Genomic DNA, 26573 nt, shown 5'->3' on the forward strand with positions numbered 1-26573 from the left:
TTTTAAAATATTCTGTTATATCATACAAAAAATAAGTTTTGGCACCATTCGAAACAACACAGCTCTAAAACATCAACACTCGGTCATAAGTGAACTACTCCGCAAAAGTTAGACAGAAAAAATCTAACTTTTGGGCTGCAGTTCAACTGTCAGTGTTTTCTTTTCTATCTCTGTCCCCTGCCGAAATATAAAATATGCTTAGAAAGCCTATTCTAATAGGCTTTTAGAAAATTTTGGTCTACTTTTTAACTATCTCATTTTTTGACTGACCTTCGCTTTAATACTTTTAATACCTCATAAATTGATTAATTTTATTCTTCTTAGTTGTTCTTTACTCCGGCAATTCTACCTTCAAGCTCATATCCGTCGGTTGCAATACCTTCTGAACCGCTGCGAGGAAGGCTAAGCCGTTATCTGATGGAGAATATTGGAAGGTGATATGGACGATTTTCTTATCAAACTTATCGCCATATCTCTCCACATATTGCTTGCTTTCGAGGAAGTAAATGTAATTGTTAATTTTTTCCTGCAGAATTTCCAGATGGACTGCTTCTATCTCTTCCTCCCAGCCAACTGGATCCACCAGAAGAAGCTCTAAATGATTATCAACTATACCAATAGCGTCAAGTTCGCTAGGTTCCAGTTCTGAAACAATGGCTTTGGTGACAATTTGTCTAAATTCCTCTGCTGTGAAAAGACAACGACTATTTTCAGGATTTTTCAAAATAAAGGAAGGATGATCTTCGATGAAGAGCTTATCGGATTCATCTTGTGTATATTGCTTTTTAGATTTCCAAAAACCATATTGTGCATAATTCATCAACTCTTTACCAGTATGTTCTCCCGACATGTAACTGTCTGCAGCTTCTTTGGGGATTTCTCTAACCACTTCTGGGCAGGTAATATTAAAAGTTGGATAACGTAAAAAATACTTGTCACCGTCTTGATAGATTTCCAACATGTCTTTTTGACTTAAATAAATAGTTTCCATTTTATCACCTTTACTATTTGATAATTATCTATTAGCTAAAAAGAGAAGCCAACTATTGAAACTTTATATGAAGTTTTTTGAATCTTTTATTTATCACTATTTTATATAGGCCAGTTCCCTGTTTCTGCATAAATCATCACTTCATATGCGTCCCTAGAAGATTGAAATGCTTTATCCATTAGCTCCTTAGTAATAGGATAGCATACTTCTGGGCCTACAGCTCCGCCAATTTATTTAAAGAAGCTAATTTCGTAGTAGCCGCCTGTCTCATATACAATAAATCCATTGCCTCTAAGTACAATCGTATCCGATTGATTATAATCTTCTAACTCATCTTTCTTTGGCCAACGATGATGTTCACAATAAAACATTACTTCTAAAGAATCTTTTTCTGATTTTGAAACACTTTCTGCTAATTCCTGGCTAATGGGAAAATTAAGCACTTCTTTCCCTCTACTCCACAGAATTTGATAATCATTATTGTTTTTTAATACCGTACAATTTTTGTATTGTTGAATTTCTGTTGTCATACTATTTCTTTTTGTCTATTTCAATGGTGATACATAATCGTCTGGAAGTTTGCCTCTCCAGTCAATCCATTTTTGTTCAGCAAGTGGAATTAATGTCTCAAGCTCTTCCTGAGTAAATAATTCCCAACTCTTAGGATTAGCTATTAAAGGAGTTAAGCCTTTTAATACAAATTGTTTCTCACTAGCCTTCTTTTCTTCTTCCGTCGGTGGCCAAGAATCGTGTTTAATCTTCCAAGATACTTCGCTTAGCGTTCTTTCCCCACTATCTAATAAGGCAAACAGCTCATTTGGTAATTCATAGACAACTAACCAAGAAACTATGGTTCCTTCTTCTAAAACCAAATAATACTTGTCCACATCTCTCCATATATGCTGACCGTATCCTTTTACCTCTTCAAACTTGGTAACATCTTCCCATTCTAGTTTTGTTGGTTTCATTTGTATTCTCCTAGTGCAAGTTATTCTCTCAACCAGAATATCATAAAATCAGGCTTCTTTTTCTCTTCCTCAATAGGCGATGCCATCTTTTACACATTAATCCGATCTCATTATAAGGAGAGAAATCCCAATCAAATTAGTACTTATACTTTCCCCTATTATACCACACCATAGATATCTTATGACTTTTGTCAACATTTGGCAAAAGAAAAAACACTGGCGAATCAGTGTTTTACTTATCTATATTGTCCCCTGCCGGAATCGAACCAGCAACTACTCCTTAGGAGGGAGTTGTTATATCCATTGAACTAAGGGGACCTATAAAAAAAGAAGCGAGATCACTCCCGCCTCCTTGTTCGTCTTAACGACGGATTTCTTTAATACGAGCTGCTTTACCTTGCAATGCACGAAGGTAGTACAATTTCGCACGACGTACTTTACCGTAACGTACAACTTCAATCTTTTCTACACGAGGAGTGTGTACTGGGAATGTACGTTCAACACCGACACCGTTAGAGATTTTACGAACAGTGTACATTTCAGTGTGTCCTTGACCTTTACGAGCGATAACAACGCCTTCAAAGATCTGGATACGTTCACGAGATCCTTCGACAACTTTCGCGTGTACACGAACAGTGTCACCAGGACGGAATGCAGGGATATCAGTACGAAGTTGACCTTCAGTCAAGCTTTGGATTAATGGATTCATTTTATTCTCCTATCTTCGTCAATCTTGAGGGACCTCCCTCAGCGGATAAACTGTATTTTTGTGCTTCCATTACGCACAGAAACTATCATATCAGATAATTTCAGGTTTGTAAAGCTCTTTTCTCTACTTTTTCGCAACTTTTTGACCAGAATAAATGCTCCACTCTTTTGGTAAGCAATAGGCGATGGCGCAAGCAATGACGAAGAATGGCAGGTTGGCATAGCCAAAGACTTCTCCTCCGATTAAGATCGGTGCGAGCAAGGTCGTCGTCGCACTGCCAAAGACACTGGCATATCCGATAGCGGCCACGACTAAGACTGGTAGACCTAACATCGGAGCAAGAAAGACTCCAAGTGTAGCTCCGATCGCAAAGAGCGGTGTCACTTCTCCTCCTTGGTATCCAGCAGAGATCGTCACTACGGTAAAGAGGAGCTTCAAGATCCAGTCATAACTCTGCGCACTGCCCTGATGAAAAGCTACATCAATCAGATTGGTTCCAAGTCCACTATAAGTGCCGACCTTGGTCAGCTGGAGGGTCAAGAGGACCAAGCTGAGTCCGGCCCCTATAAGGGCAATCCGGATATAAGGATTGGGCAAGACTTGAGCGACCGTTTTCTTCAACCAGGAAAGGCTAATTGCAAAGAGTTTCCCAGCAAGGCCAAAAGCCAGGCCAAGAATGGCAACTTTGATCAAGGTCTCTGGTGTCCAGCTCAGCGTTTCTCTTAGTGGCACAGCAAATTTCTCTAAACCAAGGGCATGAGAGGTGAAGCTAGCCACGATTGAGGCAATGAGCGCTGGATAGAGAGCCATCAACTGCAACTCCCCAACTGTCAAGACTTCAAGGGCAAAAAAGGTTGCTGCCAGTGGCGTCTGAAAGAGCCCCGCAAAACCAGCGGCCATCCCGGTCATGAGAAAAATACGCGAAGCATCCGGGATCTTGATATGACGGGCAAAACGGTGCGAAAGGGTCGCTCCGATCTGGACTGCTACACCTTCCCGACCGACCGAACCACCAAAGAGATGGCTCATCCAGGTCGTCAGCATGATCAAAGGCACCAAGACCAAGGGGATTTTCTCCTCACGCGCGTGTCCGACATCAAAGATGAGGCCCATCCCTTTTGAAGCCTTGCCACCAAAACGTTTATAGAGATAAACGATGACAAGCCCCGCTAAGGCCAGAAAAAGAATCAAGGGCCAATGCTGGCTTCGGAAATCCCCGATCAGGAGCAATCCTTGACCAAAAATCATGTCAATAGCACCGACCAAGAGACCAATGAAAAGCGCCATCCCTGTTAGGACCACATACTGTTGTGCTTTTTGCTTGATCGATAGACTAGTCACGCGCCCTCACCTCCTCTTGGAAGTTTCTCGAGCGCTTCATCATATCTTGAAACTGGGCTTGAATGGTCGCCCGATACTGCTCATCCGCCACAAGAGAGCCGACTTTCTCAAGCACCTCTCTTTCCCTTCCTTGATCGAGCACAGGTAAGCCCTGCTGCTCCTTATATTCTACAATCTGACCGACACAGACCACCCGTCTTTCCAGCAAGGCTACAATCTCTTGATCGATCTGGTCAATGTCCTTACGAATCTGATCTAAATCCATGTGTCTCCTCTTTATTTTGGATATAAATCGAGGCTGTAATCCATCGATCCACCCCTTTGTCATTAATTTGCTTTTGCTACAAGTTCTTCTGCAAAGGCTTCTAATTTTTCAATGTCTTCGTCTTCTGCAGACAAATCAACTTTGACACACTCAGAACCTTTTTCAGCACCAGTCGCAGCGAAGCAACGGTCGAAATCATCAACTGCTTTACAGAATTCATCGTAGAAGGTATCACCTGATCCTACCACACCGTAAAGTTTGCCTTTGAGATCAAGGCCAGCCAAATCTTCGTAGAAATCTTGGATCTCATCTGGAAGCTCTCCATCGCCGTATGTATAGGTCGCTACCACTGCGATATCCGCATCAAGGAAGTCCTCCGCATCCACAGTTGTACACTCATCCACATCTACTTCGACACCAAGATCACGGAATTTGTCCGCTACGATATCAGCAATTTCTTCAGTATTTCCAGTCATACTAGCAAAAACAATCTTCGCTACAGTCATAATTTCCTCCCAAAAGCTATTTCCCGTATTATACCACTTTTTCAAGCATTTTGCACGAAACCTTTCCCGATAAGCTGAAAGAAGGGACACGTTTCAAGAATTTGGACCGATTCAACCTAATCGCCCTCGTTTTCTTCTTGAATTGCTTTAATAGTTTTAATTTCTTCATCTAATTTCTTATCAAAATTAGCCTTATTTTTGAAGGGATACGAATAGGTGCGCCAAGTGTACCATTTGAGGCCTTCTTCACCCTTATAGTACCATTCGATTTTAGTGGGTAAGAATTCTTTGTTGTAGGTGATACGAACTTTGGAAAACTGACTATCCTTGATAGAATATCTACCTTCAAATTCTGGCGGATATTCCTCTTTCAATAATTCTTTATTTACTAAAGAATCTGGTGAGCGTGTAATTTGATAATTATTCTTTTTGATTTCATCTGGTGAAATTTTCAGATTAACTAAAATGGATGATATTTCTCTGTTAAAAGAACGTTGGTACATTTCTTTAGTCCCATAATTTCCATAACCACCATATAATTTATTCCTCTTAATAACTGCAAAATACGAATTGTACAATTCCTTATCTTTTAAATCAAATCCTACTCCAGTACTCCACTCTTTTCCCCAGTCATTTTTATCTTGTACCAAAACAAATCTCTGTTTCTGTAAAATATCATACGCACTACTGGTGGTCTTTCGGATAGAATTGACTTTGAGTATAGTCATAATAGCCAGTATTATTATCAGCACTGCCATTAAGAGATTTCTTAAATTTATTATACTCTTCCACTTTTTCTTCTTCTGACATTCCTTTTGTATTTCGTTGCCATGTTTCATAATCTTGGTTCCCTTTCCTTACAATATCCGCAAATTGACCAACATGTCCTGTATTTTCATCTTTTTTGCCCAAGTCTTTTTCATAACGGAATAACTCTTTAGCTCTAACTCGAGTAGCTGGTTCAGGAGTGCCATCCACATCGAGCATTCCATGTTTACCTTCGTAAAACTTAGTAACATCTGAATTTTGACCTGTTGAGGGACCATAGTTAAAGGACTCCGTATTGGCGATTTCTCTTAATTCTTCATTAGAATATTTTCCTGGATTGGAATCATAGCGACCATCTGCTAGTTTATGATTGTCATAGGCATCCCATTGACTCTCAAACTCGCCGGTATCTAAATTCACAATAAACTCCACCATCCGCGCATTGTTCAAATCTTTTCCTTTAGCTGAATTGCCCTGAGGGACTTGAACCTTCATATTATAGGGACGTTTAAAGCCATCTTTAGGAGTAAAGCGATTATGGTAGTTAGAGCCGGTTGTGTAATCAAATTCAATATTATTTTCTTTACCATATGCTAACAGTTTCTCGTAATCATTTGCGCCTTCGTAGTGACTCCGAATATAGTAAATCGCTTGACGATCCAGATAGTAGCGGAAGAAATGGACTTGCTGCCTAAGTAAATCTTCTTTGTAATTAAGATGTTTATCACCGAATGCTTTTACAACATCACGTCTGAAATACATGTTGAAATCACCGTGTGGTGGTAGGTTCTCTGAAATCTTATGCGTTTTGCTTGTCAAATGCATAAACTGATTACCATCCGTTTCTGCACCTAATTGCTTAAGAACAAGTTTTACTTTCGCTTCTGAATCGAGTTTACTACTAGCGTACATCTCTGTATAGATATCGGATCCAATCTCCTTGGTTTCCGCATACAAAGCATCTCTCCTTGCATTTAACTCACTGCCTGTCTTGATATCAGCTGTTCTTTTTGAAACGCCTTTGACATAACCTTTGATAGCGTCCTTATCCCAGCCATCTATTTTTTTAAGGTTCACTGATTGTTCACGTAATCCCGTAAGAAATTGGTTATATTCAAACGCTGTTACATCCTTTGGTTTCTTTGGCAAATATTCATTTTCAAACTCTTTATTCTTAATCGTTTCATTTACGAGATCTGACCAGGATAAATCCTTTGGAATAGAATACATTCCAGTATTTGGATCCCACGCTACGTTAATTTGATTGACAGCTATTTGAATAGCTTGGGCTAAGACATCAATTTCCCAGAAGATACTTGGCGATGTCGCATTAAATGCTCTGAGTTTATTTAATTTTTCTTGTAGTTTGTTTCTAGCAGCCTGAAAAATACCATTTAATACATTTAATCCTTGAATCCTTTGTAATCTCTGCAACCGTTGAAAATCTCCAGCACTAGTCGATTTACTAGCAGCAATTTCATTGATCTCTGCATGAAAGATAGCAATCATCCGATCACACTGTTCAATATCAGAAACCAACTTTTCTTCCTGTAAGTCCTCGTCAGCCACCTCCGAGCGATAGGATGCTGGAAGCTTCTTCACACTTTCTTGTGTAGCTTCTGCTAAAGCTACTCCGGCCTCCTTCAATGGCTGGACAACACTTGTCACAAAGCTTCTAAAAGAGTCGTAAGCTTGGCCAGACAAGCGCGAGGCAGAATTTTCTATTTGAGTTAATGATGCTTCTAGTGATTCATAGGCTTTCAATTGTTGCTCAATCATAGTACCTGTGCTACTAGCTTGGCTATCCAAAATACCGCGATAAACTTCAATTCCCATCGTCACACTCCTTTTCAATCATTAATTTTTTCCGTTCATGATAGATATCATTTAAATCATCTTCGACTTTTCTTTTTTGAATAGCTAATTCATCCAGCTCTTCTAAATAACTATTTGAAATTTTTCGCGATTCATGAAGAAATCCCTCTTGAAGTTGGTCAAAAAAATTTCTAGAGGAAGGATAGGATTCAAATGCATCCCATAAATAACGGTGCGCATCAGACCTATAGCCCTCAAAGCGGTTCAACTCATCTTCCAGATTTCTTTTTTCTCTTACAATTTCTCTTTCTTTTTGGGAAAGTTGGTCTTCTTGTATTCTTAATTCCGATAGTTGTTGATCGTGATTCATCTTCCTACTCTTTCAAGCTATTGAATGCTCGCAGCAGTCGCTTCATCCACTGCTGTAAATCCAATTGAAACACTTTGCAAGTTGGTCCCGATTGATTCAATCGCCGCTGCAATTTCTTCTGCTTTGGTTTTAGCAGTATCAATGGCTTGATGGGCCGCATCATTACCAGATAGTTTGGTTTGTTCATCTTTTGAAGCTGATGAAACTCCCGAAAGTGCATCTCCACTACTTTTTAAAGAAGCCGCTAACTCTTGCGCCGTATCAGCATTACTTTTAATTTCAATCATCCTAGTCCCTCCCATACTAAATCTATTTATCCATTCTACCAAAATATTGATCTTCTGTAAAACCGCTTCCATAGCTCCTAATTAGTGATAAATGCTTGCTGGATGGGCCTTTCTTATGTTAAAATTGACAGAGAAAATGAGGTAATGTATGAACGTAATGAATGAAATTCTTGAAAAGATTCAAGCTTATGACACGATTATTATCCACCGCCATCAGAATCCGGATCCGGATGCGATTGGTAGCCAGGTGGGCTTGCGGGATCTCCTGCGTGCGCAATTCCCTCAAAAGCGGGTCTTGGCAACTGGCTATGATGAACCGACCTTGACTTGGCTTGCTGAGATGGATGAGGTCAAGGACGAGGACTATGCTGGAGCTTTGGTGATTGTCTGTGATACGGCTAATACTCCCCGCATCGATGATAAGCGCTATACGAATGGTGATTTCCTGATCAAGATCGACCACCACCCAAATGACGATGCTTATGGCGATCTGCTTTGGGTCGATACTGAGTCTAGCTCTACCAGTGAGTTAATCGCACTTTTTGCTAAGGAATTGGATCTTGAACTTCCTGTGAGTGCTGCGCGTCTTCTCTATGCTGGGATTGTCGGCGATACTGGTCGCTTCCTTTATCCTGCTACTTCGACTCGGACCTTTGAGATCGCTGCAACTCTTCGAAGCATTCCCTTTGATTTTACAGCCCTTGCTCGTAAGATGGATACGATCAATCTCAAAACAGCTAAGCTTCAAGGCTATGTCTATGACCATCTTGAGATCGATGAACATGGTGCTGCGCGTGTGACCTTGACACAAGAGCTCTTGAAGAAATTCGATCTACGTGATTCAGAGACTGCTGCGATTGTTGGGGCTCCTGGGCGCATTGATACCGTGTCTGTTTGGGCTATCTTTGTCGAGCAGGCCGACGGTCACTTCCGTGTCCGGATGCGTAGCAAACGAAAGGTGATCAACGAAATTGCCAAACGTCATAATGGTGGTGGCCATCCACTAGCCAGTGGAGCCAACTCCTACTCTCTTGAGGAAAACGACCAAATCTACAAAGAGCTACAAGAAGTAGCTCGCACGAACGAAGGCTGAGAACCGATTCTCAGCCTTTTTATCTTGGTCACGGGGTTTTTCATTTACCCCTTCTTATGGTAAAATAAAGCTAATATAATTTTTAAGGAGACCTATTATGGAAAAAAATAGATTGTTTATCATTATCTCTGCTGCGGTAGCAATTCTTGGTTCTTTCTTGCCATGGTATACCACTGTCTTTGGAGTTATTAGCATTTCTGGAATCCAAAATAGCGGATGGATTGTAATCGTCATTTCTATTGGCTCTATCGTTCTTGCCTGCTTGAATAACATCAATACCCCTTTAAATAAAACTTTTTCAACTATCATCATTGTTGCAGGTTTTATTTCTACATTGGTTTCATTGTTTGCAACCTTCAAGGGAAGTGAGTATACCTCTGAGTTAGATGGATTGGTTTCAATCGGTTTTGGTTTGATCCTCACTTTAATTGCAAGCATCGCTATTGTTGTAACTGGTCTCTTGGCGATGTCAGGTGGTAAAATCACAAAAGGAACATTCGAAGAACTTGCTGAATCTGGTAAAGGATTTGCCCAATCTGTTGGACGCGTGACAACTTCTACTGTAAAAACTGCTGTAAATGAAATCAAAAAAGAATCACACGAACACACTGAGGGACAAGCTGATCAACCAGTTGAAGCACCAAAAGATCCAAATCAATCTGAACAATAATAAGATCATTATCGCCTTGGTCCTGCCATGGTGATTTTTTTGACCATTAATTTAAATAAAATTAGTGAAAATACTTGTCAAGATCCTGGAAATTTGGTACACTAGCTTAGTAACAATCTATGGCTCGGAAAGAGACCATGGCAGAAAGGAAATATTGCAAAATGAAAAAAGATATCCATCCAGAATATCGCCCTGTTGTCTTCATGGACACTACTACTGGTTACAAGTTCCTCAGCGGTTCAACTAAGTACTCTAGCGAAACAGTTGAATTCGAAGGTGAAACTTACCCATTGATCCGTGTTGAAATTTCATCAGACTCACACCCATTCTACACTGGACGTCAAAAGTTCACTCAAGCAGATGGACGTGTGGATCGTTTCAACAAAAAATACGGTCTCAAATAAGAACCAACACAGAACTACTTCCCTTTCGGGAGTGGTTTTTTTGATCTCCGTTTCTTTTATTGTGAACGCACAAAATAAGAGGTTAGGATGTTGATCCCAACCTCTTTTTTCATCTTAATGGAATTGCATACCACCATCCACGATAATGGTTTGACCTGTGATGTAGTTTGAGTCAGGTCCAGCAAGGAAGCTGACAGCCGCTGCTACATCTTCTGGTTCAGAAAGACGTTTCAAAGTGATATCTTTAGCGAATGTTTGCATACCCCATTCGTCATCTTTACCTGCGTTCTTACCAACTTCATGGGCAATGTCAAACATCATTGGAGTCTTGACGATACCTGGTGCATACGCATTGACAGTGATGCCTGAATCCGCCAAGTCACGCGCCAAAGTCTGTGTGATACCACGAACTGCAAATTTAGTACCACCATAAACAGTCAAGTTAGGGTTACCTACAACCCCTGCTTGTGAAGTTGCATTGATGATTTTTCCGCCATGGCCAAGCGCTTTGAATTGAGCTTGTGCAACTTGAGCACCCCAAATCACGCCACCAACGTTAATAGCAAATGTACGCGTAAATTGTTCTTCTGTAATTGTATCAAGTGGTGTAGTTGGCGCAACACCTGCATTGTTCACGACAACATTCAAATCTCCAAAATGGTCAACAACTTTTTGGAAAGCTGCAGCTACTTCTGCTTGTTTGGATACATCAGCAACGACCGCAAAAGCATTTTCTGCGGACAACTCAGCAACTGCTTTTTCAGCTGTTTCAGCATTGTAGTCCAATACTCCGACCTTGAAGCCATCTTGCACCAAACGTTTTGCGATTGCAAAACCGATTCCTTGACCAGCACCTGTGACAATAGCTACTTTAGACATATGATTCCTCCTTGGTATCAATGATACCAGCAAACGTTCCTATAGAACAGCAAGGGTTGACAACTAGTTTTGATGGGGTCTATCATAAATTCCCGACAAAACTATGCTAACAGTATACTCTTTTGTGAAAAACATTTCAAACTCTAGCCTGTTTTTTTGAAAAAAAATAGTTTATTTATATGATATTTTTATTTAGTGATAAATGAACGAAAGCGTGAAATAGAGTAAAGCTTTTAGCCAAAACAGATAACTGTTCTATTCTGTAAAAGCTACATGAGGCTGGGACAAAAGTCCTAGCCTCTCAATTATTTTTGGATTGTCGAGCAAGACGCAGTGGTTGACTGGGCTCTACTACGCTGATTTCATCAGCTTTTACAGCCCTACTCAACTGTGCGGAGGGGGGACGACGAAATCGAATTCTAACGAATTACCGATTTCTGTCCCACTCTCTTAAACTATTCGTTTGATTGATCTCTTTAGTCATCAGACTCCGCAAATACTTGAGTGGCTTTGACTGCTTTCTTCCACCCCTTGTACAGCTCTTCCTTTCGGGATTCATTCATCTTGGGTTCAAAGATTTGGGCTGCTCCATGAAGAGATTTTAATTCTTCCAAGTCCTTCCAATAGCCTACAGTCAGTCCTGCTAGGAAGGCTGCTCCTAAAGCCGTTGTTTCCAGGTTTTTCGCGCGGGCAATCGCAATCCCAAGAATATCTGCCTGAAACTGCATTAAATAATTATTTTTCGCTGCCCCTCCGTCTACTTTTAGGACAGGGATAGGGGTTTTGGCGTCTACCTGCATGGTGTCGATGATATCGCGTACTTGATAGGCAATGGATTGAAGGGTTGCTTTGATAAAGTCTTCCTTGGTTGTTCCCCGAGTAAGTCCAAAGACAGAACCACGAGCCTCTTGATTCCAATATGGTGCTCCAAGACCCGTAAAGGCAGGCACCACATAGATTTCATCCTGGTTCTGGGACTTCAGAGCATAGATCTCAGATTCAGGAGAACTGTCTATCATACGCAGACCGTCACGAAGCCACTGAATAGCACTCCCAGCGATAAAGATAGATCCTTCAAGGGCATAGTAGACCTTGCCATTAATCCCATATCCAATCGTCGTCAGCAGGTTATTCTCTGATAACTGCATCTCTTCACCCGTATTCATGATGATGAAAGATCCAGTTCCATAAGTGTTTTTGACCATCCCAGGTTCAAAGGCCAATTGGCCAAAGAGAGCAGCCTGCTGGTCTCCAGCCATCCCTGCAATCGGTACTTGTCCACCGTAGAAATGGAAAGGAGCTGTCTTGCCATAGATTTCAGAGTTTGAACACACCTCAGGAAGCATAGCTTTAGGAATGTTGAGGATTTCCAAAATTTCTTCGTCCCATTTCAGTTCCTTGATATTGTAGAGCATAGTACGGGCTGCATTGGAATAGTCTGTCACGTGGGCAGCTCCATCCGTCAGCTTCCAGACCAGCCAAGTATCAATGGTTCCAAAGAGCAATTCGCCCTTCTCCGCACGCTCTTGCGCCCCTTCTACATGGTCCAAGATCCAACGAACTTTAGTTGCTGAAAAGTAGGCATCAATGACTAGACCTGTCTTTTGGTGGAAGGTTTCTACATAGCCTTGGTTTTTAAGTTCTTCAGCCAGTGGAGCAGTTTGACGAGATTGCCAGACAATGGCATTGTAAATAGGAAGGCCTGTGTTCTTATCCCAAACAACTGTCGTCTCCCGTTGATTGGTAATGCCGATCGCCTCTATTTGATTTGGCTTGATGCCACTTTCGATAAAGACCTCAGCGATCACCGACTGAACCGAGTTCCAAATCTCATTGGCATTGTGCTCCACCCAACCAGCCTGCGGAAAAATCTGAGTGAATTCCTTTTGACTAGAGCTGACTTGCTCGCCTTTTTTATTAAAAATGATAGCCCGCGAACTAGTTGTTCCCTGGTCAATCGCCATGATGAAAGTTTCTTGAGACATAAACTGCCCTCCTGAATTCGATACTTAAAAATCTTGTTCTTTCATCAACTAGTATACTCTATTTCATCATGGATTTGTATCCATTTTTTAAAGAAAATCCGGTCTAAAATTTTCTACTGCTTCTAGCTCTATCAGACAAAGTTAAAAGAGCCCTGAGGCTCTTTTAACTAGTAGTTCAAATGCTTATCAAGATCTGCCTTGATCTAACCGATTTAAGAACTCCATGGTAGGGCTGTCTTGGTAAAGTTCTTTAAGAGGAATGTTCTGATAGACCGCTATTTCGTCCGCAGTCACACCGTAACGAATTAATAGATCATAAATACGATTTAAATCATGACGTAATTCATCCGTTATGAGGACATTATCGCTTGTTTCTTTTGTTTTCCAATAATAAGATGGCAGCACTTCCTTGGTTTCAATTAAAATAGTTTGCAACAAAGTCCCACCATGGCTGTCCTTCTGAGAGATATCGGCCCCAAGTTCCAACATTTTCTCAAAAACCTTGAAAGACTTGTCAGCTTTTTCCTTAGACGAATACATCTCATATTGGCCATTCCAACGTTTGATCATGCGCCTGCAGTCAAATACAGCTCTACCACCCGCTGTTTGGAGGACTGGTTGACAAAACGGATTCAGCTCTGTCGGCTCTTCGATAAAGTTAAGATCTGCCCCTCTATCAATGAGTAAGTCTGCAATATCTAAATGTCCCGATTTGATAGCGACTTGAAGGAGCGACTGTCCCTGATCTCTTTTAGGTTTGTCACCCGAAACAGCATTGACTTCTTCAGGCTTTTTATCCAATATCTGACGAACTCCCTCTAGATCTCCTCTTCGCAACAACTGAAAGGTTTTTTGCATGGTTTTCCCCCTCTCTCATTATAGATAAGAATAACACTGTGTTGATACTTTGATCCTATCGCTAGGTTCTTCGTTAAACTGATTATAGCATTTTATGGACTCTACATTTAAGTCCTAAAGGGTAAAGATGACAGACTCCCACCGAAGAGGTACAACTCTATTTCTCTGATTTTCGTGCAGCCACTAGCCAAGAGGCTACTAGGATTTCGAAAATAACTAGAAGGATAATCTGAGGAAGAGAACTTTGAACCAGCATAAGGACAGCCAGACTATCAATTAGCATATGAGCGATGATACAAGGGACAGTTCCTTTCGAGTACTCCTTGAGCGCTCCAAATAGGAAGGTATTCCCTAAAATCATCAGGTAAAAGATGAGATAGTTGGACGAGCCAGCTGTAATCCAAGGGAGTTGATAGATAGGAATATGCCAGAGGAACCAGACAATGGAAAGAACCATCATTTTAGGTATAAAGTGCTTACTAAAGGAAAGATGATCTTGTAAAAACCAACGCCAACCGACTTCTTCTAGGCCTCCATATAATAAGGTCCAGGGGAAATAAAGGAAGAAGGCCAAGAGGGAGTTCCCAGTAAAGCGAACATTCATAAGCAGGATGGAGATCCCATAATAGATGACGGGGATGAAGAATGCTAGGATCCAGGATAGGGGACTTTCTTTTTGAAGAAAGACCTTTTTGAAAAATTCACCCAAGGAGTTGACTTCCCTCAACACCAGAGAAAAGACAGCCGCCACAATCAGGGGAATCAAGTTCATTAGGATAAACAGGAGCGATGCACCCATACTCCTCCCATCTGGAAAACACCAAAGGATCACTTGGCCTACTAGAACTGTAGCAAGGAGGGCAGTCAATGCATACCAGATAGCGACTGATCGTTTTGAAATAAATTTGTTCATTTTTCCTCCTTTACAGTTACATACTTCCTTCTTGCAATCATGATTGCTAAACTAATAATAAGAATTTTACTGACGATAGATAGCCATACCTCTTCATTCACTAGAATCTGAGACAAGGAATTGATACAGGCATGGGTCATGACACAGAGCCATAAATTTTGCGTTTTATGATACAAGGCCGATAAGATAAAGCAGTTAGTTAGCAGACCTACTAGAAACGGAAATAATTGAATGACACCTATAGAACCATCGATGTAGAAGTAGAAAAGATGCCAACTAGACCAGGCTAAAAAGGTGATCAAAGTAGCTGAAAAATAAGGTATTTTTTCCTGCAAAGTTGGTTGAAAGAAATAACGCCAGCCAATTTCTTCAACTCCACCAAAAAGAAGAGCCTTGAAAAAGAGCACTACTGTCAAGACAAACGATTGAGTGGTAATCTTACCACCTAAGATAAGTGGGAAAAAGTCAAGTAGCAAGAAAACGAGCACTAAACAATAATTAACTAAACTGTCTTTGACTTGAAAAAAATCTTTTAAAACTTGTTTGAAACTAGATTGATGGTAACTAATGCTTGCAAGACTCCCCCAAAAAGCAGATGATAAGCCACCTACAATAATAGCGATGATCCCAAATGATGATGTAAAATCAACCTTCACTCCTCCTGCTCTTAAAAACCACACCAGAAGGCTAACTCCTAATACTTGACCAAAGGTCCCTAACAAATACATAGATAGGGCTTGCTTTCTATTCATTCGTGATTCCTTTTTCTTTCAATTAATTTCCAGTGCTATCTACCTTAAACCCATACCTGCCTGCATTTCGTTTGAGTTTCTCCACTAGCTCTTCATTCCGCTTGCTTTTTCCAAAAAAGAAGGGAATAGTCTTTCCATTTCTGAGTTCGATATAGAAAGCATAACGAGCCCCACCACCAGATCGTCCACGAAAAATTGAATACGTGATTTGCTTGATCTCTTTCAGTGGGATGCTGCGACGACTGAAACACAGAGCGACATGGATATAGAAGATTCCACGGCTAATATGGAACGGGGCAAAGTAGGGACCTCCACTACGTTTCACGATTGCCCTTCTTCTCAGGAAAAGGAGAAGACTGAAAAAGAGCAAGAAAACTAGCGCATAAAGAATCGGAGCATACTCTATTATCTTTCTAAATTCTATCACAATGTCCTTCATTCTCTACTTCATCTCAATCCATTTTTCATTGTCCATGATAAAGGGCTTAGCTAGACCTTCACCTGTGTAATCTTGGTATTTGGTCTCCAAGTATTTGTAGACATCTTCCTTGGTCGCAAATTTGATGGCTTGGTAAGGCTCTTCAAAGGTCAGCTTTTCAACAAAGAGATAGCCGTCCTTTGCAGGAACCAAGACACCGACGTGCCCTACAAAAAGGGTATTTCCGTCTAGGTTATCATGAACGATAACGGAAAGCATGCGGGCATTTTCATTGAACTTGAAGTGAGAAAAATACTCTTCCATCTTCTTGGCATGGACTTTGACATCCGTCGTCGCCTCTGTCGGAACCCGTGAATACAGAATGTTAAAAGCTTCCTTGTCTGCCTCATCGAAGATCTTCCCTCTGTCAATGGCATCATTGTCCACGAACAAGAGTTCACTATCCGCTTTCATCTTAGGAATCTCGATGCGGTTCTTCAGCAAGGTATAACTATTGATCCGGCAGTTGGTCCCGACGAAATCGCCCTTCTGCTTGGTCCACAAGTCACTGATCTTCTCGACATTGTAGTCTGTTTTCTTGAAGGTGCTGAAGTTACCCGTCAAGCCGACCGAGCCAACAATACTATCGTAGTCCGTTACTAGACCCAGAAACTTGTCTACACTGTCCTTATCCAAATAAGCAGACAAAAGAGTCCGCACTTCTTCGACACTCGCCTTGCTGTTGAGGTTGCTGTAGCTTCCCTTGTAGTGTTCCTTATCTGAACTGGCCTTTTGGACCGTGGATTTTTCCTGCTTTTCCTTAGATTGCTTTTGGCTGGTCCCACAAGCCGCTAAAGCAAAGATCGCCAAGGCACAGCTAGTAAGGAGCATGATTTTTTTAGATGGTTTCATAGATTAGTTCCTTTTCTCTATACTAAGATGTTTTGTAACATGATACATTTCTTTTTCCTATCGAATCTCCTTATCCTATATTATAGTTTAAAACTGACTTAGCTCCAACTATTTTTCACGAAATGAGAAAACTTTATATGTAGCAAAAAAGAGCTGGCAGACTATCCAGCTCTTCAATGTGTTACAAAAATCAAAATTAAAACTATTGTTTAATTCGACCAATCTATTTTTGCATGTTCTATTGCGTACTCGGCTTCCTCTTGAGTAAATTTTCTATATTCAACAAGTTTTTTTAATAACCTTTCTTTCGAAATGTTGCCACCGTTTGCAGAAGATTCTGCTTCTTTCACAGCTTCCTCTTTCCAATCGAAATTAACATGTTCTATGGCATAATCAGCCTCTTCTTGAGTAAATTTATCAACATTTATAAGTTGCTCAACTAATTTTTCTTTCGAAAAATGAAACTCTTGATATGATTTTGCTCTTAAAAGTGCTTGCTCTTTCCAGTCTACATTAAGCTTATTTAAAGCGTACTGAGTAGCATCCTCTGAATACCTGCTGCCATACTTAGTAAGATATATTTTAATTTGCTGCTGCGATAAATGCTTTTTTGACCAAGATTTAGCTTCTTCATATGCCCTTGTATATTCTGGATATAGTAAAGTTGGAGGAAATAGTCCTTTCATAAACATATTCATTAATGATTCTAAATTATCCTTATTTCCATCACTTGAAGAAGAGTATTTTTTATAATCATAATTCTGCGTACTAGAACTTGAAGTAGCGTATTCTTGTTTTGATGATTCAAAATCATCCTTATTTCCATCACTTGAAGAAGAGTATTTTTGTACAGGATTAGTCAACTGTGATCCTGAACGTGAATTTATCCATTTATTATAATTTATTTCATAATCAATTACTATAAGAGCTAGCATTCCTGCAAATAATCCAAAAATTGTAAAAATAAATATCAAAAACTTTTTCATCATGACTACCTTTACTTGTTTTTCTCCAATGAAATTTTCATCCCTCTGGAACTGCTTTCATTAGTATTATATCATGAAATATTGTTCATTTTTATTTACTAGTGTAAAAGTCTCTATGGCTAGTAAATAAAAAAGTGACTGCATTTCAACTGCAATCACTTGTTCATTTGTGAGATAAAAAATAACAAAGTATTATAAAAGATTATTTAATCTTATGTTTGTTCATCTTTTCTTCAAAGATGGCTGTCATAATCTTGCGGAGCTCTTCTCCTTCTTTTTCAGGAAGATCCCCTTGACGTTTCGCCACGGCATAGAGTTCAGGGTATTGCTTGGCTACACGCTCAACTGTCTTGGTCGTCGCATGCCCTCTGACAAAGAATGGAATACGCTTGATCCATTCTTGCGGGACTAAAGCGAGCAACTTCTTCGCTGCTTCTTTATCAGAAATCTCAGCTGTACTCAAACCTTGGTTGATCTGTTCTTGTTCTTTTTCTGTAAAATCTTTTAATTCCATATGAATCTCCTTATTCTTCTATTTTCTTTACCTAAGGAAACATTATACACCTATGTAGGTAAAAGTACAATTAAAGGAATTGAAAAATAGACCAAGGGTAAGCCACACTTATTTGTGTTTTTCTATCTCAGTTTCTAATAGACTAAGCATGCTATCATGGTGAGATCTAACACAGTTATTATCCCAATTCCGATCATATTTCTTGACTAAGTCACTCATCACTTTTAATTTGGAACTTTGCTCTATTACACTTGGATCAGGTTATTTTTTTCAGAATCAGCGTTCAATTTTACTTTAAATCGTACTTCCAGTCTTCTCCATTTTGGTAGTAGAAAAATTCAGACAGGTCTTCTTCAAGAAAGATACGAAGCATATCCTCCATATTTAGAGAGAGGTCTAGATTTGGCATTTCTTTCAGGTTCTCCCACCAGACTTCCCCCTCTTCAGAGGATATTAGGTCTCCTTCAAACTTTTCTGTCTTATAAAAGAGAACTACATAACGAATGCCGTCTTCTACCCAATCTTTCATTCCACAAATCTGGGGAGAAGCTATCCTTAAGCCAGTTTCTTCCTTCACTTCACGGATCACTGCTTCCGTAAATGATTCTCCCACTTCGACATGACCTCCAGGAAAGGTTATACCTGGCCAGTCCTCTTTTTTACGATCAATAACAAGAACTCTATCGCCGTCTCTTACCATACAAAGATTTGTAAACTCAACGGTCTCATTCATACAAATACTTCCTAACTATGTTTGTATTATTATTGAGGACAGAATAGACAATCTGTATCCTAGTCACCTTTTTGCTGAACTTGCGTATGGGCTAGCAGGTCACCTAGATGCCTCTTATCTTTTCTAAACATTGTCATTGCCAGTAGCAAAACTGCGAGGAGAGTCGCCGAAATAGAGAGGCTAATGGATAACACATCAAACTCACTATAGACACCATGTATCGTGCCCATATGACCGAGTTGCCAAGGCAAAAATTTAATGGTGTTTCTAATCAAGCTAGCTTGCACTGTTTTTTTCTGGTAAACCAATTGAAGTCAAGCTTTCGCCTTCCCAAAACTCCCATTATTTGTATAATCTAAGAATGTAAAAAGTAGAGTGATTGGCAAAACAGAGGTAAAAAATGCAAGACACTGCGACTGAATTTCTGTAAACTCTGGAATACCATTAAAAAAAATAATGTAAAAAAGCATAGAACCTAAAAACAGAAGCGCTAAATAAGCTAGTATGAAAAGATAATCAAATAGTAATTCAATCATTCTTTTTTTAAACGAAATAGAATTAATTGCTAAAATCTTCATCACCGTCTCCCCCTTTCTCATCTCCCATTATAATATAAGGGCACGAATAAAGAAACTATTAATAAAAAAGAAAGACTGCAATCTTTCGATTCCAGTCTACTTCATTCCTAATCTTCTCTATAAATAACAAATCCATTTGGCTGGATGGTTAATTGTTCACCGGAGACGCTCCCCAGACTGATCAGATCTGCTTGTCCTCTTTCTAAGACAAAGTCTTTCTTGGAGTGATTAAAGTAGGCTTTGAGAATGTGACCTTCATGCTGCCATTCTACTGCCACTACATCTGGCTCCACTTCTTCCAAGCTCACTTTACCATGCTGGATAACGCCCGCTACTTCTTTTCTGAGCTGGATCAAGTCCTTCATAAAGTTCAGCATGTCGTTGTCTGCTGACACGCGCTCCCAAGGCATGACACGACGACAATCTGGGTCTGGACCACCAATGAGGGCTAGCTCTGTTCCATAATAGATACAGGGCGTTCCGCGTTGCAGATAGAGGAAGGCGAGGGCAGACTTGACAGACTGGAGATCGCCTTTAGCCGTCGTCAGGATACGCTCTGTATCATGCGAGTCTAAGAGGTTAAACATAACCTCAGAGATCTGCTGCCTGTAGTACATAGACTGGCTATTGATCTCCCAAATGAAGCGTTGGGTCTCCTTATGCCCCCGCAGAAAATAATCCTTGATACTTTCAGAGAGGGGGTAGTTCATCACTGCATGGAACTCATCGCCCTTGAGCCATGGTTGGGACGAATGCCAGATTTCTCCGAGGATATAGAGATCCGGCTTCTTGGCTAAGACCGCCTTACGGAAATCCCGCCAGAATTGATGGTCGATTTCATTGGCCACGTCCAGTCGCCAAGCATCAATATCAAACTCTTCAATCCAGTATGTCGAAACCTTCAAGAGATAGGCCTTCACCTCTGGATTAGCCGTATTGAGCTTGGGCATATAGCCCGCAAAGGCAAAAGCATGGTAAGACAAGTCGCGACTATTCCACAGATTTTCTGAGGAGACAGGGAATTCTTTAATATGGAACCAGTCCTTGTAAATCGAATCCTCCCCGTGTTTGACCACATCCTGCCATTGGGGTGAATCATAGCCAATATGGTTAAAGACGGCATCCAGCATGATCTTCATCCCACGCGCGTGAGCCTCTTTCACTAGCTGGCGGAAGGTCTCTTTATCACCAAAATGTTGATCGATTTTAAAGTAATCAATGGTGTCGTATTTGTGGTTGCTCGGTGATTCAAAAATCGGGCAAAGGTAGAGCCCTGTAATTCCTAACTCCTGCAAGTAGTCCAAGTGATCGATGATCCCCTGCAAATCTCCACCAAAGAAATCCAATACTTGAGGAGCAATAGAGGCATCCCAAGGGCGGACGCCTTCAGGTGACAGGGCTGGATTGCCATTGGCAAAGCGCTCAGGAAAAATCTGGTACCAAATTGTCTGAGCCACCCAATCCGGAACAGCACATCCATCGATCTCATGGATAAAAGGAAGCTTAAAACCGTTCATGACGAAGTCCAGATTCTCCTTGGTGTAGGCTGCTACACCTCGGTCTCCATACAAGATCTTCTCTCCCGCTGTATCCTCTAATTCAAAGAGGTACTGGATCCGGGCATGGCGGACAGAGACCGATACTTGCCAATAATCAAAGAGATCGTCGGTCGTCACCTTGTCCATTTCCTTGGTCGCCTCATATAGATCCTCTATAAAAATAAAAGGATCCCCATAGTGCAAGACAATCCGTTTGATATCCTCTTTCTTAGTCCGGATGCGAATGTGGAGCTGGCCATCCTTATAAAGATAGGCATACTCCGATTCAGGCCGGTGATAAATCGCTGTTAATTCCATCTGTCTCGTCTCCTACTTTCCTTTCTTTTCATCATTTACCAATTTATGCAAACGATTCCATAAACTATTTCTAGTATACTACTTTATAAAAAGGTTTGCAAGATTCTGAGAGATCATTTTAGACTACTCACTTTTTAAGATTGTAATGCAATACAAAAAGCCCAGCAATTGGGCTTAAAGACCTTTATTAAAGCAGTGACTTTACCTTATAAGCATCACTTTATACTGTTTCCTACAAAAATATACTACAGGCCTATAATTCTGTTAAGAGTTTATTGAACAGTTGTTCGAGCTTACTAGTATCTCCATAAACTGTTCCATCCATATATAAGTGATAGATATCATCATCTAAACCAATTGAAATTTCACATTCATAGCCTTTCATCAAAGCTAAAGAACGGATAACTTCTCGTTGAGTACGACCGTTTCCTTCTCGAAATGGATGAAAATAATTTAGATTATCTAATATCTCAGCTAAACTTTTACAAATCTCAATTTTATTATTTGCGTTAAGTAGATAGTTTGAAAGCAAAGTATTTAAAAATTTTTCTGCCATATCAAAAGACTGAACTGGCATAAAAGCATTTCCACTTTTAGAGATATTTACTTGACGGTATTGACCTGCCCAAGTATACATTCCTTCAAAAAGAAACTTATGAATCTTTAAAATATCTGAAACAGTATTTACTTCAATTGGATTAATAAACAGTTTTAAACTTTGGCTTGCTACTAAACGATATTCTAATTCTCGTGCTTTATTATCATTTTTCTCATTAAATTTATTTATGAGAACAGGTGAATGGGGATAGGTGTATAAATTATCAGGGTCTATATAATCATACCCATCATATATTTTTCTAACCATTATCCAACTCCTAATGCAACTGCCTCTTCTCTCAGTCGCTCCACATCTTCTACCGTGGGATGCCATCCTTCAATCATATTGGTGCTCAGAGCAAACCAGACGCTCTTAAAAACCTTTTTGTTATCAAAAATCACACCCATAATCATCATTTTTTCTTTATCTACATCTAAGGTCATATTCTACCTCCGTCCTATTATTATAGCATATTTTCAATCATTTTAGTTCTCCTATTTAGTACTTACCCTACACAAAAAGCCCAGAAATTGGGCTTTCTCAGTATCAAAATAACTGATACTCATTCTTTACTCGTATGCCTCTTTCCAAGATTCAGCGCTTGCTCTTCTGACATCTGAACAACCTTAGAAAAATTAGTATTGCGAGGCATATTGTCTAAAGAATACCAATAAACATCCGCACTCCCATTTCTTGCCACATATACTACTGGAGCCAATTGAGGACTAGGTTCTGTAGGCTCCACAGGTTGAACTGGTTGGGCGGCTTCTACTGATTGACTCGGTTGAGGAGCTTGACTTGGTTGGGTCTCTATAGAAGGACTGGATGGTTGTGCTTGACTACTTGGTTCCGTTGGCACTAAGGATGGTTTGGCGGTTCCCTTCAGATAGTCAATGGCTGCATTCTTAGAGTAGTTGTCCAAGGTAACGGTGGTAATCCCATAAGCATCTACAGATTCTTTCGGACTTCCTAAGTTTATACGGAGTAGATTTCCTTCTTGATCAATCCCAACATACTGCAAGATTACTTGTCTCGGAATTAATTCATCACCCGCATAAAACGGGGTCACCTTGTAGTCTAACCAGTAATGAGGGTGAGTGGCTAACCAACTATCCAAGCGCTTTTCATAGTAGAGCATCCCCTCATCATTACGATCAGCGGTTCCTCTATAATTTCCACTATTGGTCCATGCAGTTAAGGGAACTAAATTTTTCCCTTCATTGGTCAGACCACTAAATTGATAGCCGACCAGATGCCCTCTATGGAACAACCAGGCCTTCTTCCCTTTGTTTCCATAGGACAGCTTATAATTATGCCAGCCGACTGGATTGTAGGTCAGCCGTGGCTCTCTTTTCTGCTTTGGTTCATCCTTGTCCTGTAACTGTATATGAGCTGAAGTCGCACGACCTAAATGATCAAACTCACCTAAAACGAGCTGCTTGTTACCAGTAAAAGCTAGCAGGTTGAGACTTTGGTAATCGAGTCCCGTTTGCTGAGCTTGAACCCCATGAACAAAAGTTAAGGTCATGAAAACCGCGACTATCCCAACGATGACATTTTTCAAAAATCGTTTTGTAACCATAATAAACTCCCGTATTACTATCTAGTATTATTATAGCAGAAAAAAGCGGTTACAAACATAGAAGATCTGTTTAGATTTCGATTTTTAGTTTTACCAAATATAACGATGGATCCCCTATACCAAGTTTTTACAGCAAGTCTACATTTATACCAGCTTCATCTTTCAATTATATGTTTTTAATGAGTTAATTTTCAATTTGATGTTCTTTGATATACAAAATACGGACCAGTATTTAAATATATAAAATGATCTACAACAATCCTAAATCAACTTATATTCATACCACTCTTCGTCTACTTTCTGAAATCCCAAAGCCAAAAACATTCTTTGACTTTGAGTATTAAAAGGATAAATTTGAGCAGTTACCTTAACCATTTCTTTCTCTTTGGCCATCTGTATCATTTCAGAAATACACCGTCTTCCGATCTGTAAATTCTGATACTCTTTGCTGATCACTATAGAAAGCTCTGAATTATCTTGAAGTGTCACATCTCCAACTAACACTCCCTCATATTGGATATAATAGCAAGAACCATGTGAAGATAGGTAATCATACATTTTATGAAGTTTTGTTACATCGTAAATCTGATCAGTATTATCCACCTGTTTGCAAACCTCACTATCTTGATACCAAAGAAGGGAGATCTCATCATTCCTATAATAAGGAATAAGAGTGATCTGATCGTCTACTATTCTATTCATCATGAATTGTTCTTATTTCTATTTAGAGCTTTCTTCCGATACTTCAATATTCCCAATCAACCAATTGGACATCTTTTTGCCTTTGTCTTTATAAGGGTTGGGAGGAAACAAGGTAAATGGGGGAATGCTGGCATCTGGGAAGAATAGTTCTACGCTTATCGTTCGCTCGCGGTTATTGTTGACGTAGGCTGTAAAATAGATATGGTAATGTCCGCTCACATCACCACCATTATCATACTCTCCTCTAGCAGTATTTGGTAAGAGCGTCACAGATTTTATGTCTTGCCTTTCCTGAGCTAAGTGTGCGATGATTTCACTCTTAATAGCAGCCTCATGATTTCTGACAAAATTCCCATCATCACTATATCCAGGATGCTCACTAAGAGAATAGAAAATAATGACCATCAGAAAAGGTAGGGAAACTAAAAAAATAATCAGCTTATTCGATTTTAACATGGGGTCCTCATCCTACTTATAAAAAATCTTGACCCAATCCTGCTTTGCACTGAGTATACGAGCAACATACACTGTATGCTTCTCAATATAATAAAATGCGAGATAGTTCTCTATTGGCATATAACGATAGGGTTTCACATCATTCGTCATCTCACCATAGCCCCGGCTTGATACCAGAGGACAGGCTTCTGGAAACAGTTCTAGGGTCTCAAGAGCACTTAATAGCAAATCAACTTTGCCATCTGCAGCTTGCTGGCTATAAAAATTCACAAGAATATAGTCGTGAATGCCACGCAAGTCCTGCTTAGCCTGATCTGCAAGAAAGACCTGATAACGTTTCAACTTAGTCAAGACCAAATTCCTTTCTCACATCGGCTACAGAAGTAACTTTTCCTTGAGCGATTTCCTGATGCCCCACTAAAATCTCCTTCTTCAAATCTTCAAAGGCTACCTGATACTGTTTGTCCTGCAAATCACTCGAAACAAATTCTTCTGGATCCACAGTCCCATTAGCAATTTTTCGAAGTACTGCATTTAGGACATCTGACACAGAAATTTTTTTATCCGCAAGCACCTCTTTTGTTTTTTGGTAAAACATCGCATCTGCTCGAAAATTCACTGCTTTCGTGTTTGCCATTTCTACCTCTCCTTTGTACATACAATTTGTATATACATACTACCATAAGATAGAGAGGGGAATCAAGTAAAAAATGGATTCTTCTTTCACTAAATCTAATTAAGAGATACCGATAGCTAATCTATATTCTTTCTCTCGTGTCATCTGATACCTCCTAGAATCAACAATTTAAGTAGATTCCACATCTTAATTTGACAACTCCAAGTAATTGTAGTCAATTATATTAGATATATTTTATTAATTTCTTTATAGTAAATTACTATTTCTCTAGCCAAGAGAACGCTTGGTTTAGCATTTCTTTTGCTTGTCCAATGATACACGGTCCATGAGAAATAATAATATTCTTAGGTTCCCATTTCTTTACTATACGATAACTCTTCAATGCCTGTTTTTTACTAAATAAAAAAGTCATTCTTAAATCTCTTGGTGTTTTACCATTTGGATAGTGATTATCGCCTATTTTAAACAGTAGCTTTTCAAAAATCGATACATTCTCAGTTTCTATGTTTTCAATAAGATCCGTTAAAATCAGAGTTGAACTTTCATTATGGAAAAAAACAACCTCTTTTACATAAAAACTTCCCTCAAATGTTGTAAAACAAATTTCCTCGTTCCAATTGGCTTTCTCTAGTTCATGACCATAATATAAATTCATTCCCGATTTTCTGGCACGCTTTTGAACACCACTAGCTAGCCATACTTCTGCTTCCGGAAATAGTTCGTGCCACTCATTTATATAACTATAATGTAAGACATTGGGTGCAATAAGGTGTTTTACCTCACCTAATTGCTTGATTTCAAAAAGTAAATTATCACTAGGCTTAATCGGCGAATGCACCCAAAGACCACCATTCTGCAGACGGATAACTGTCATTCTAGTTGAAAAAGGCACTTTGAAGAGTTTGAAATTCATCAGTACTTCTTCCCCATCTACAATCCAGAGGTTATCTGCTATCTTTTTTAAGGAATTGAGCGGACTATATTTTTTGACTTCCATGAAACTCTGCTTTCTAAATTAATAAAGTAT

The 26573-nt window shown here is 39.8% G+C and carries 32 protein-coding genes, 1 tRNA gene and 2 pseudogenes; 3 read left to right on the top strand and 32 right to left on the bottom strand.

Annotated elements, in window-relative coordinates; all coding sequences use genetic code 11:
- Window positions 1–331: 331 nt before the first annotated feature.
- The 12 genes and pseudogenes from HMPREF2686_RS08085 to HMPREF2686_RS08140 all read right to left on the bottom strand — a co-directional run bounded on the left by HMPREF2686_RS08085 (window position 332) and on the right by HMPREF2686_RS08140 (window position 8020).
- Complete coding sequence (locus tag HMPREF2686_RS08085; RefSeq protein ID WP_037607856.1) at window positions 332–991, bottom strand: DUF6572 domain-containing protein; 660 nt, start codon at window positions 989–991, stop codon at window positions 332–334.
- 101 nt (window positions 992–1092) lie between these two features.
- A pseudogene (locus HMPREF2686_RS08090) lies at window positions 1093–1521 on the bottom strand (hypothetical protein).
- A 15-nt stretch (window positions 1522–1536) separates the two neighbouring features.
- Window positions 1537–1959 carry a hypothetical protein gene (locus HMPREF2686_RS08095; protein WP_003007057.1) on the bottom strand — a complete coding sequence of 141 codons (423 nt, stop codon included), beginning with the start codon at window positions 1957–1959 and terminating at the stop codon, window positions 1537–1539.
- 246 nt (window positions 1960–2205) lie between these two features.
- Window positions 2206–2277, bottom strand: a tRNA-Arg gene (locus HMPREF2686_RS08100).
- 43 nt (window positions 2278–2320) lie between these two features.
- Window positions 2321–2668: a 50S ribosomal protein L19 gene (rplS, locus tag HMPREF2686_RS08105; protein WP_003003254.1), complete on the bottom strand. Its 348-nt coding sequence runs from the start codon at window positions 2666–2668 to the stop codon at window positions 2321–2323.
- A gap of 123 nt (window positions 2669–2791) precedes the next feature.
- Window positions 2792–3955, bottom strand: coding sequence for a chloride channel protein (locus tag HMPREF2686_RS08110; protein WP_185755149.1), 1164 nt, complete (start codon window positions 3953–3955; stop codon window positions 2792–2794).
- 46 nt (window positions 3956–4001) lie between these two features.
- Window positions 4002–4274, bottom strand: coding sequence for a chorismate mutase (locus HMPREF2686_RS08115; RefSeq protein ID WP_070450182.1), 273 nt, complete (start codon window positions 4272–4274; stop codon window positions 4002–4004).
- Window positions 4275–4336: 62 nt separating this feature from the next.
- Complete coding sequence (locus tag HMPREF2686_RS08120; RefSeq protein ID WP_003007049.1) at window positions 4337–4780, bottom strand: flavodoxin; 444 nt, start codon at window positions 4778–4780, stop codon at window positions 4337–4339.
- 116 nt (window positions 4781–4896) lie between these two features.
- Window positions 4897–5430 carry a cobalamin biosynthesis protein CobN gene (locus tag HMPREF2686_RS08125; protein WP_229100811.1) on the bottom strand — a complete coding sequence of 178 codons (534 nt, stop codon included), beginning with the start codon at window positions 5428–5430 and terminating at the stop codon, window positions 4897–4899.
- Between the two features lie 34 nt (window positions 5431–5464).
- Window positions 5465–7384, bottom strand: coding sequence for a DUF3114 domain-containing protein (locus tag HMPREF2686_RS08130; protein ID WP_049474863.1), 1920 nt, complete (start codon window positions 7382–7384; stop codon window positions 5465–5467).
- Window positions 7374–7733 (bottom strand): DUF3958 family protein, encoded by a 360-nt coding sequence (locus HMPREF2686_RS08135; protein WP_049474862.1) that lies wholly within the window; start codon window positions 7731–7733, stop codon window positions 7374–7376. The genes HMPREF2686_RS08130 and HMPREF2686_RS08135 overlap by 11 nt, the downstream gene beginning before the upstream one ends.
- Before the next feature lie 17 nt (window positions 7734–7750).
- Complete coding sequence (locus tag HMPREF2686_RS08140; RefSeq protein ID WP_049474993.1) at window positions 7751–8020, bottom strand: TIGR04197 family type VII secretion effector; 270 nt, start codon at window positions 8018–8020, stop codon at window positions 7751–7753.
- Between the two features lie 148 nt (window positions 8021–8168).
- On the opposite strand from HMPREF2686_RS08140, the gene HMPREF2686_RS08145 reads away from it, so the two are divergent.
- The 3 genes from HMPREF2686_RS08145 (at window position 8169) to HMPREF2686_RS08155 (ending at window position 10187) form a co-directional block, all read left to right on the top strand.
- Entirely contained in the window at window positions 8169–9113 is a 945-nt protein-coding gene (locus tag HMPREF2686_RS08145; RefSeq protein ID WP_070450185.1) for a DHH family phosphoesterase, read from the top strand.
- Between the two features lie 97 nt (window positions 9114–9210).
- Window positions 9211–9783: a lantibiotic ABC transporter permease gene (locus HMPREF2686_RS08150; protein ID WP_070450188.1), complete on the top strand. Its 573-nt coding sequence runs from the start codon at window positions 9211–9213 to the stop codon at window positions 9781–9783.
- A 161-nt stretch (window positions 9784–9944) separates the two neighbouring features.
- The gene (locus HMPREF2686_RS08155; protein WP_003016441.1) at window positions 9945–10187 is read left to right on the top strand and encodes a type B 50S ribosomal protein L31; all 243 of its coding nucleotides are present in this window, start codon (window positions 9945–9947) and stop codon (window positions 10185–10187) included.
- Window positions 10188–10301: 114 nt separating this feature from the next.
- On the opposite strand, the gene HMPREF2686_RS08160 is transcribed toward HMPREF2686_RS08155, so the two are convergent.
- The 20 genes and pseudogenes from HMPREF2686_RS08160 to HMPREF2686_RS08250 form a co-directional block, all read right to left on the bottom strand.
- On the bottom strand, window positions 10302–11066 hold the full coding sequence (locus HMPREF2686_RS08160) for a (S)-acetoin forming diacetyl reductase (RefSeq protein WP_070450191.1): 765 nt from the start codon (window positions 11064–11066) through the stop codon (window positions 10302–10304).
- Window positions 11067–11542: 476 nt separating this feature from the next.
- On the bottom strand, window positions 11543–13051 hold the full coding sequence (gene glpK, locus HMPREF2686_RS08165) for a glycerol kinase GlpK (protein WP_070450194.1): 1509 nt from the start codon (window positions 13049–13051) through the stop codon (window positions 11543–11545).
- Between the two features lie 186 nt (window positions 13052–13237).
- Complete coding sequence (locus HMPREF2686_RS08170) at window positions 13238–13909, bottom strand: ankyrin repeat domain-containing protein (protein ID WP_070450197.1); 672 nt, start codon at window positions 13907–13909, stop codon at window positions 13238–13240.
- A gap of 157 nt (window positions 13910–14066) precedes the next feature.
- Window positions 14067–14822: a CPBP family intramembrane glutamic endopeptidase gene (locus HMPREF2686_RS08175; protein ID WP_070450201.1), complete on the bottom strand. Its 756-nt coding sequence runs from the start codon at window positions 14820–14822 to the stop codon at window positions 14067–14069.
- A complete protein-coding gene (locus HMPREF2686_RS08180) occupies window positions 14819–15574 on the bottom strand; it encodes a CPBP family intramembrane glutamic endopeptidase (RefSeq protein WP_070450203.1) in 756 nt (251 codons plus the stop codon). The genes HMPREF2686_RS08175 and HMPREF2686_RS08180 overlap by 4 nt, the downstream gene beginning before the upstream one ends.
- Before the next feature lie 22 nt (window positions 15575–15596).
- The gene (locus HMPREF2686_RS08185) at window positions 15597–16013 is read right to left on the bottom strand and encodes a hypothetical protein (protein WP_070450207.1); all 417 of its coding nucleotides are present in this window, start codon (window positions 16011–16013) and stop codon (window positions 15597–15599) included.
- A gap of 3 nt (window positions 16014–16016) precedes the next feature.
- Window positions 16017–16904: a DUF4300 family protein gene (locus tag HMPREF2686_RS08190; RefSeq protein ID WP_049523034.1), complete on the bottom strand. Its 888-nt coding sequence runs from the start codon at window positions 16902–16904 to the stop codon at window positions 16017–16019.
- Between the two features lie 209 nt (window positions 16905–17113).
- The gene (locus HMPREF2686_RS08195; protein WP_049506089.1) at window positions 17114–17890 is read right to left on the bottom strand and encodes an Ltp family lipoprotein; all 777 of its coding nucleotides are present in this window, start codon (window positions 17888–17890) and stop codon (window positions 17114–17116) included.
- A 202-nt stretch (window positions 17891–18092) separates the two neighbouring features.
- A complete protein-coding gene (locus HMPREF2686_RS08200; protein ID WP_049506087.1) occupies window positions 18093–18404 on the bottom strand; it encodes a hypothetical protein in 312 nt (103 codons plus the stop codon).
- Between the two features lie 289 nt (window positions 18405–18693).
- Entirely contained in the window at window positions 18694–19137 is a 444-nt protein-coding gene (locus HMPREF2686_RS08205) for an 8-oxo-dGTP diphosphatase (protein ID WP_049506085.1), read from the bottom strand.
- A 59-nt stretch (window positions 19138–19196) separates the two neighbouring features.
- Window positions 19197–19736: pseudogene (locus tag HMPREF2686_RS08210) on the bottom strand (RDD family protein).
- Window positions 19737–19822: 86 nt separating this feature from the next.
- On the bottom strand, window positions 19823–21571 hold the full coding sequence (locus HMPREF2686_RS08215) for a glycoside hydrolase family 13 protein (protein WP_070450210.1): 1749 nt from the start codon (window positions 21569–21571) through the stop codon (window positions 19823–19825).
- Window positions 21572–21824: 253 nt separating this feature from the next.
- Complete coding sequence (locus tag HMPREF2686_RS08220) at window positions 21825–22436, bottom strand: Fic/DOC family protein (RefSeq protein ID WP_049474729.1); 612 nt, start codon at window positions 22434–22436, stop codon at window positions 21825–21827.
- Window positions 22436–22612, bottom strand: coding sequence for a hypothetical protein (locus HMPREF2686_RS10585; RefSeq protein ID WP_003017298.1), 177 nt, complete (start codon window positions 22610–22612; stop codon window positions 22436–22438). The genes HMPREF2686_RS08220 and HMPREF2686_RS10585 overlap by 1 nt, the downstream gene beginning before the upstream one ends.
- A gap of 119 nt (window positions 22613–22731) precedes the next feature.
- Window positions 22732–23751 carry a DNA/RNA non-specific endonuclease gene (locus HMPREF2686_RS08225; protein ID WP_049474730.1) on the bottom strand — a complete coding sequence of 340 codons (1020 nt, stop codon included), beginning with the start codon at window positions 23749–23751 and terminating at the stop codon, window positions 22732–22734.
- Between the two features lie 261 nt (window positions 23752–24012).
- Window positions 24013–24456: a GNAT family N-acetyltransferase gene (locus HMPREF2686_RS08230; RefSeq protein WP_023026903.1), complete on the bottom strand. Its 444-nt coding sequence runs from the start codon at window positions 24454–24456 to the stop codon at window positions 24013–24015.
- Window positions 24457–24471: 15 nt separating this feature from the next.
- On the bottom strand, window positions 24472–24909 hold the full coding sequence (locus HMPREF2686_RS08235) for a hypothetical protein (protein ID WP_023026904.1): 438 nt from the start codon (window positions 24907–24909) through the stop codon (window positions 24472–24474).
- 12 nt (window positions 24910–24921) lie between these two features.
- Window positions 24922–25260 carry a type II toxin-antitoxin system RelE/ParE family toxin gene (locus HMPREF2686_RS08240; protein WP_023026905.1) on the bottom strand — a complete coding sequence of 113 codons (339 nt, stop codon included), beginning with the start codon at window positions 25258–25260 and terminating at the stop codon, window positions 24922–24924.
- Window positions 25253–25546 (bottom strand): type II toxin-antitoxin system RelB/ParD family antitoxin, encoded by a 294-nt coding sequence (locus HMPREF2686_RS08245; protein ID WP_023917881.1) that lies wholly within the window; start codon window positions 25544–25546, stop codon window positions 25253–25255. Before HMPREF2686_RS08245 ends, HMPREF2686_RS08240 begins: the two co-directional genes overlap by 8 nt.
- Before the next feature lie 259 nt (window positions 25547–25805).
- Window positions 25806–26543, bottom strand: a complete 738-nt coding sequence (locus tag HMPREF2686_RS08250; protein ID WP_070450212.1) for a DUF4336 domain-containing protein — start codon at window positions 26541–26543, stop codon at window positions 25806–25808.
- Window positions 26544–26573: the final 30 nt, after the last annotated feature.

The organism is Streptococcus sp. HMSC057G03 (genome assembly GCF_001808745.1).
In the GTDB taxonomy this organism is placed as follows: Bacteria; Bacillota; Bacilli; order Lactobacillales; family Streptococcaceae; genus Streptococcus; species Streptococcus parasanguinis_Z.